Annotated in this window: 12 protein-coding genes; 8 read left to right on the forward strand and 4 right to left on the reverse strand. The window is 39.1% G+C overall.

What is annotated here, in order from left to right; genetic code table 11:
* Position 1: 1 nt before the first annotated feature.
* The 8 genes from GDZ68_RS18125 (at position 2) to GDZ68_RS18245 (ending at position 3,514) form a co-directional block, all read left to right on the forward strand.
* Positions 2–145: a hypothetical protein gene (locus tag GDZ68_RS18125; protein WP_194841171.1), complete on the forward strand. Its 144-nt coding sequence runs from the start codon at positions 2–4 to the stop codon at positions 143–145.
* A 159-nt stretch (positions 146–304) separates the two neighbouring features.
* On the forward strand, positions 305–739 hold the full coding sequence (locus tag GDZ68_RS13835; RefSeq protein WP_153722895.1) for an SMI1/KNR4 family protein: 435 nt from the start codon (positions 305–307) through the stop codon (positions 737–739).
* 77 nt (positions 740–816) lie between these two features.
* On the forward strand, positions 817–1,140 hold the full coding sequence (locus GDZ68_RS13840; RefSeq protein WP_153722896.1) for a hypothetical protein: 324 nt from the start codon (positions 817–819) through the stop codon (positions 1,138–1,140).
* A gap of 357 nt (positions 1,141–1,497) precedes the next feature.
* Positions 1,498–1,632 carry a hypothetical protein gene (locus GDZ68_RS18320; RefSeq protein WP_255425149.1) on the forward strand — a complete coding sequence of 45 codons (135 nt, stop codon included), beginning with the start codon at positions 1,498–1,500 and terminating at the stop codon, positions 1,630–1,632.
* A gap of 39 nt (positions 1,633–1,671) precedes the next feature.
* A complete protein-coding gene (locus tag GDZ68_RS13845; RefSeq protein ID WP_153722897.1) occupies positions 1,672–2,019 on the forward strand; it encodes a cell division protein FtsK in 348 nt (115 codons plus the stop codon).
* A gap of 59 nt (positions 2,020–2,078) precedes the next feature.
* A complete protein-coding gene (locus tag GDZ68_RS13850; RefSeq protein ID WP_153722898.1) occupies positions 2,079–2,759 on the forward strand; it encodes an HAD hydrolase-like protein in 681 nt (226 codons plus the stop codon).
* 3 nt (positions 2,760–2,762) lie between these two features.
* The gene (locus GDZ68_RS13855; RefSeq protein ID WP_228551111.1) at positions 2,763–3,296 is read left to right on the forward strand and encodes a DUF5613 domain-containing protein; all 534 of its coding nucleotides are present in this window, start codon (positions 2,763–2,765) and stop codon (positions 3,294–3,296) included.
* Positions 3,293–3,514 (forward strand): GNAT family N-acetyltransferase, encoded by a 222-nt coding sequence (locus GDZ68_RS18245; protein ID WP_228551112.1) that lies wholly within the window; start codon positions 3,293–3,295, stop codon positions 3,512–3,514. Before GDZ68_RS13855 ends, GDZ68_RS18245 begins: the two co-directional genes overlap by 4 nt.
* Before the next feature lie 621 nt (positions 3,515–4,135).
* On the opposite strand, the gene GDZ68_RS13860 is transcribed toward GDZ68_RS18245, so the two are convergent.
* The 4 genes from GDZ68_RS13860 to GDZ68_RS13875 all read right to left on the reverse strand — a co-directional run.
* Complete coding sequence (locus tag GDZ68_RS13860; RefSeq protein WP_153722899.1) at positions 4,136–4,594, reverse strand: hypothetical protein; 459 nt, start codon at positions 4,592–4,594, stop codon at positions 4,136–4,138.
* Between the two features lie 120 nt (positions 4,595–4,714).
* Positions 4,715–5,116: a hypothetical protein gene (locus GDZ68_RS13865; RefSeq protein ID WP_153722900.1), complete on the reverse strand. Its 402-nt coding sequence runs from the start codon at positions 5,114–5,116 to the stop codon at positions 4,715–4,717.
* Positions 5,117–5,145: 29 nt separating this feature from the next.
* The gene (locus GDZ68_RS13870; protein ID WP_153722901.1) at positions 5,146–5,358 is read right to left on the reverse strand and encodes a helix-turn-helix transcriptional regulator; all 213 of its coding nucleotides are present in this window, start codon (positions 5,356–5,358) and stop codon (positions 5,146–5,148) included.
* 737 nt (positions 5,359–6,095) lie between these two features.
* On the reverse strand, positions 6,096–6,389 hold a 294-nt coding region (locus GDZ68_RS13875; protein WP_194841172.1), incomplete at its 5' end, for a transposase.

The following is a 6,389-nucleotide window of genomic DNA, read 5'->3' on the forward strand; positions in this document are numbered from 1 at the left end:
TATGACGGTCATTGTAGATTGTAAAAATGACACCGTTCATATCCAGGGAGACATCGAGGAACTAGGTGATCTGACCATTGATAAAGATGCTTATATTGATCTGGTCAAAGGCCAGGCTGAACATTTTATTAGTGGCGCTGACTAACGCTATTGTCAAGGAATGAATGGCATGAGGAAATCAAAAAGCAAGGTGTATTGGCTGATGCTAGTTATCATATTGGCAACTTGAATTCTTTTGATTATAAACGTAGATCGCTATGGTTTGCTTTATGCCAATCTGCTGTAAGGATGTGTAATAGAGTGCATGTGGAAGTCCTATATAAATAAAATCTCAAAAGACCATTCATTCGCCGAACCAGCATCTGAAGCGGAAATCTTCCTACTGGCTGACGAACTAAGTGTAGATCTGCCGAGGAAGTTACTGGAGTTATACAGTGAAACAAATGGAGTTTTCGACAGCTTTGATTGTCATCTGATTTGGCCTGTTTCTCGTATCATCGAAGATAATATGTTCTTTAGAAACTTTGACGAGTATAAGGAAATGTATATGTCGTTCGACCAGTTGCTGTTTTTCTCTGATAATGGCTGCGGAGACTTGTTTTGCAATCGAATACTGAACGGAACGATTCAAACCGAGGATATTTATGTGTGGAACCAAGAAGATGACAGCAGGACCTGGGATGTTGCATCTTTAGAGACATTCATTAAGGGATGGATTACTGGCGAGATTTCAACGTGAAAGTTTTGGAAAGAAGTAAATAATCTTATCTTGCCGCGGCAAGGACTTTATCAAAAATAAAGCGAGGTAAAGTGTCTATGTGGACATTCATTTTTTATGGACTATTTTTAGTCGGCTTCCTTTTAATGATTTTAGCCATAGTTAAAAATGTAGCAAGAACGTATTGGCTGGCGGGATTGGTCATGTATGTGGTCAGTTTCCTCGGAAGCTGGTCCATCGGGCTTTATCTTCTCATCGTGCCTTTTATTTTTTGGTCATTGGCGCTGGCTCACTCGTTCAGCTGGGTGAAGAGACCTTGGCAAAATGTGATTTTTGCAGTTATTGGAATGATCTTGTGGTATATCAGCATAACGACTATTGATGATTATTGGCTGTTTTTACCTTTTGCTTGGTTAGTTTAAGAAGACGAGGAGGGGGAGAGTATGGTAGATCTTATTCTACCTATTTGTATAGGGCTGGCTGTTACTATTTTATTCTCATTTATTTTCCGGAATTCTGTAAAAGTGGACAAAGGTTTTTCATTAAATTATTTTAAGCTTTCCTATCGGCGCAAGATGAATAGGACATTGATCAACATTCCCCTTATCATCTTACTTTTATTTATTATAAACGTTTATACGGATTGGGGCATTTTGGCAAAGGTATGGTTAGGACTGTTTCTGATTCTGTGTATGGTTATTCAGTTTCTATATAATTTTACTATGTGGAAGAAAAAAGAGGTGTGACTGTGCGATAAAACGAAAAGGAGAGGAACGCAAATGGGGACAGATAGTAAGGTTAGCCATACGTTCAACCGCTTGGGAAGTAACCGTACATCTGAAGAGATCAGGCCGACAGTCGTGCTGGATGTTTATACAGGGCGTCTGATCACAATAGTTGGGCCGATGAATTGATGGCCGGTTCTGACATCGATAATAGGGCAGGTGTGCTGCATGAAGCATTTTGACAGAGTGATTGATTTCTTGAACAGACTGAAAGAAGTTGATGTTTGGGGAAATAAAACCGAAGAACGTTCTGCTGACGAAAAGGAATATCTGGATAGGATACCTACTCAAAACCCGTACGGTCTCCTGGGAATGATATTCGGCGGAGTTGCATTTGCCTTTGGTCCGGAATACGGAATCATTTCGGTTATCGCATTGGCTTTTTGCATTGTGACGCTGTTTACTTTCGATCGGGAAAAAGAGGACAATCCATGGCCGTTTTATGTAGGAATCGCTTTATCGATAATCGGTCTGACAATGTTCATCATGGGCGAAGTGCATGAATTGATTGTTTGAATGATTTCATTGGGGATGGTATAGCAGATGAACAAGGAATTAAACTAGGAGGGGCAACGATGACACGGTCAATAATTTTTGATATGGATGGTACACTTTTTCAGACAAATACTATTTTACAGCTGGCACTGGATGATACATTCGTTCACTTGCAGTCAATCAAAAAGTGGAACGATGCCGCACCTATTGATAAGTTTCGTGAAATGATGGGAGCTCCTTTACCGAAAGTATGGGAAACATTGCTGCCTCATCATTCAATAGAAGAAAGAAACTATACGGACGCCTATTTTCTCGACAGACTGCTGGAGAATATCAGGAACGGGAACGGAGCCTTGTATCCGAACGTAAAAGAAATCTTTGGTTATCTGAAAGAGCAGGACTGTTCAATCTACATAGCAAGTAACGGACTGGTCGATTATCTGGCTGCCATCGTGAACTATTATGGTTTGGATCAATGGGTGACAGAAACATTCAGCATCCAGCAAATTGATTCATTAAATAAATCCGATTTGGTCGGGAGTATTATGGAGAAATATTATATTACCGACGGGGCTGTAGTGGGTGACCGCCTGTCCGATATACATGCTGCGAAAGAAAACGGCTTACTGGCAATTGGCTGCAATTTTGATTTTGCCCGTGAAGATGAGCTGGCACAGGCGGATGTTGTTATCGACGACTTGCTGGAATTAAGGGATATCATCTCCAAATTACAACGACCTTTCGCAGATGAGGAGAATTAACAAATGAAAAAAATAACGTTTGCCAATATATATACACTGGGTAACATCGTCACGGAAACTAATCAATACCGACATGTTCATTACCCCAAGATGCTGTCCAGATATGACAGTAATTTTATTGCATTTAAAGACTTGCCATCTATAGAGGATTTTGAAGATAAGGAAGAGTTTCTCAGGACGTTCCATGTCAGCAAAGGTCAGAACCATGTGAAATTCTGCTTTCCGGAAAGTGTAGAGCTGCCATATGAACTGAATACATATTTACAAGGAAAAGGCTACGATATCGGATTTCTGGAGTTGTACGCGATTCAGCCGAGCCATTTCCCTTCAGTAACAATGAATTCAGGCATAGATATTCAGGCTGTCACGGAAGATAATTTGGAGATATTCCTTGATTTACAGTATCTAAGTGATGTGCAGTATGGAGAAGAATTCGCAAAGCAGAAGACAGATTTACTGAAGCGGCAATTCAGCGAGCCGAATATTCATCAAGTCTTAGCCTTTTATAAAGGAAAACCGGCCGGCTCTGTGGATTGATTGCTGCTGAGGAAACAGTGGAAATCGATAATCTATTTGTTGATGTATCATTTCGGAATAAAGGCATTGGAAGCCGATTGCAAAAATACGCGATGGAAGTATTCCCGAACAAAACAGTCATTTTGGTAGCCGATGGGGAAGATACTCCGAAGGATATGTATAGAAAGCAAAACTACGAGTATTGCGGTTTTAGCTATGAAGCAGTGAAAGTTTATTAAGCTGGCGGAGTTCAAACCGCTCTTCATCAATCTGGGGAGTTACACTTTGCAAAACCGCCTCGGTACTTTCCAGTTCGCAAATAAATACTGGATGGAAGAATTGAAGCACAGCACATTGGTAACGGAGCGCGGCGTCACAATGATTGTTAATTACTGAATGGCATTGAGCCTGAAACTGCGGAGGACGCGAATCCAAGTATAAGCAACTATGAGACGCTGTATTCTGTTCTGCGGGAAAATGGCTTCGGTCAAGGCGTTCAGATGACAGTCAATGATTTTGATGTATTTATTGGGAAAATGGAAGACTTGTATAATAGCATGCTTAATCCTCTGGAGAATGAAAACAGCAGTTTGAAATAGGAGTTGAAAGCGATGAAAGAGATGGTCACATTTTCATTCAGCAGTGCTGAATACGAGGATGTAGAAGCAACGGAGACTTTTTCTTTTGAAGAATTGGGGATTGATCTATGAGGCGTGGGTTTGGCGCAAGCTAAATGTTTCAGGCAGTATAATTATAGAAGAGGAATATCGGGAGCGACCGTTTCCAGCTGACATCCGAATGAAGTACGGTTGGTCATGTAGACATTGCCGAAGGACTTGTAATCTGACTTTCTATAATACTTAGTCCCAATAATTAAACACGATTTCCCCTACTGTTTTTGGTTTCCAATAGACAAGTTGTTTCAATTCATCTTGGTGTAAATTGTTTTCATTTTTAATAATTATATTTTTGCCTTGTTGAGTATAATTTACAGGTTCATTCAGCTGCTCAAGATATAATACTTTATAATAAGGTTTAAAGGTATTTGATAGCTCAATATCGTTAATGAAAGTCAAATAATGATCTTCAGCTTCACGGGAAGTTGTAAACGCCACGAATGGATAATGGCTATTAAGAAGGACATGAACCCTTTTATTCTCCCGATTAATTATACATTCGTAGAAGTTTTTCATTGAACCTGAACCCTCAACAAAAGTCACCCTGTTTGAACCAAATGAAGAATAACAAACTGCTTTAAATTCGCTCTCTCCAATTGATAGTGTCGGTTGAAAACCAGTAATACCTGCTTGTAAAAGCATAGTTTACCCCCCCTTGAAAATAATACCTGCAAGCAAACAAAATGGCCGAATTACTGATTGAGCGCAAATCCTTCCGGCAGGAATCACGCCCGATTGCTTTATACCGCTCACGGCCCTCCATTAACTCTTTTGTATCATCTGTACAATTTGAGCTGTGGCAAATACAGCTACACTTGTGCTTGCTGCCAAAACCATATAGACAACAGGGTCAAAGACAAGATAGTCCGTGTAGAAGGTGAAGATGCCAACAGTTAAGAAAATCAGTATATAAATGAAAGCAATGGAACACGATACGAGTCGAGCATTCCAAGTACGTTCATCTCCTACGATTTCAGTGGTAGACCAGCCCTCCTTATATCCCTTTATAAATCGGTTGATAGTGGTATATCCATATATGATAGCGACTAGCCCCCATATCCACCAAACTGTTGCCCCATTTGAAAATGATGAAATACTCACATACGCAAATGCAACGCACAATAACAAATTGAACATCAATAAACTCCATTTTGGTAAACGCAAAATAATTCTCCTTTCCAACTCAAAATTTTTTAATCATTTATCCAAAAAAGTTCGTCTAATGGTTTTTCTAAGAATCGAGCTATTAAAAGACATATTCGAATAGAAGGATTATATTTTTGTGCTTCAATTAGATTCATGGTCTGTCGAGTAACTCCGACCAAGTTAGCTAAATCTATTTGTGTCATATTCCCTTTTTCAATACGAGTAATTTTAACCTTATTTTTTACTGGGATTTCTTTCAATACTGTCACCTCTATTTTGTACTTCTATTGTAACATATACTGTTCAAATGTAAATTATATATTACATTTAGATTCTAAAAAATCCTGTACCTTAATCTAAAGTGCAGAATATTTATTGCGTTAAAGGCGCGATCACTATAAAGAAAACACGCCCAATTCTTGAAAATTGGCTCATTGGGATATCCTAATAACTAAGGTATTACTGTCACTAAGGCAAAAAATACGACTACGGAAAGCGGAATAATATATAAACATTGCTTTTTTCTTTTCGGTACAAAAAGCAAAATCATAATAATCATTAAAGCGTATGATATTTCAATGCCAAGCATATAATAATAATTTCCATCACTTACAAGAACATTTTCGACGTTCGCATATCTTTCATAATATTCCACTGTGGAAAGATAGATTTTATATCCTTCAAATGCAATTACATAGATTGGTAAAGCCGTAATAATACTAGAAACTAAGTGATCAGCACGGGAATACCATATTATGTAGGCTGGAATTATTGATAGTAATGCAGCCAAAAGCCAAAAAACAATATACTTTAACCTGAATTATTCATGGTCAGATGAAAAACCTAAAGTTCCCACAAATTTTTGGCCTGTAAGTGATCTGCTAGGCCATTAAACTACTTTATCGACACGTTTGGAATTTAATTGGAGATTTCTTTTAGTTTTTGGGCGCACTTCTCCCTTGGTTCCAACCGCTTTTTTTAAATACGTTATTCTACTTCAATTGAATTGGAGACGTTGGACTCGTGCCAGCACGTCCCAGAAAAAGCGATCGTAGACGAAGTGGGAAGAGATCTTCATATGCAAGTAGCGCCCGGACTTCACCAATTTACTCGCGACTTTCACTAATCGTGTACGGATCGTTCCGATCTGGATGCCTTTCGAAGTGGTCGGAAAGCTGAGCGTGCGCAGCCAATTCGTCAGGTTGTAGGCAAGCAGACTGATCATCATGCGAGCGGTATTGACTGTGAAATCATGACTTTTCATCTGATCAAAGCCAAATCCGTCCTTCGC

Origin of the sequence: Sporosarcina cascadiensis (assembly GCF_009650995.1) — a bacterium.
In the GTDB taxonomy this organism is placed as follows: Bacteria; Bacillota; Bacilli; order Bacillales_A; family Planococcaceae; genus Sporosarcina; species Sporosarcina cascadiensis.

Excerpts from the sequence above, each read along its gene's own strand:
- GDZ68_RS18125 (WP_194841171.1), top strand. The coding sequence starts at position 2 with ATGACGGTCATTGTAGATTGTAAAAATGACACCGTTCATATCCAGGGA.
- GDZ68_RS13835 (WP_153722895.1), top strand. The coding sequence starts at position 305 with ATGTGGAAGTCCTATATAAATAAAATCTCAAAAGACCATTCATTCGCC.
- GDZ68_RS13840 (WP_153722896.1), top strand. The coding sequence starts at position 817 with ATGTGGACATTCATTTTTTATGGACTATTTTTAGTCGGCTTCCTTTTA.
- GDZ68_RS18320 (WP_255425149.1), top strand. The coding sequence starts at position 1,498 with ATGGGGACAGATAGTAAGGTTAGCCATACGTTCAACCGCTTGGGAAGT.
- GDZ68_RS13845 (WP_153722897.1), top strand. The coding sequence starts at position 1,672 with ATGAAGCATTTTGACAGAGTGATTGATTTCTTGAACAGACTGAAAGAA.
- GDZ68_RS13850 (WP_153722898.1), top strand. The coding sequence starts at position 2,079 with ATGACACGGTCAATAATTTTTGATATGGATGGTACACTTTTTCAGACA.
- GDZ68_RS13855 (WP_228551111.1), top strand. The coding sequence starts at position 2,763 with ATGAAAAAAATAACGTTTGCCAATATATATACACTGGGTAACATCGTC.
- GDZ68_RS13860 (WP_153722899.1), bottom strand. The coding sequence starts at position 4,594 with ATGCTTTTACAAGCAGGTATTACTGGTTTTCAACCGACACTATCAATT.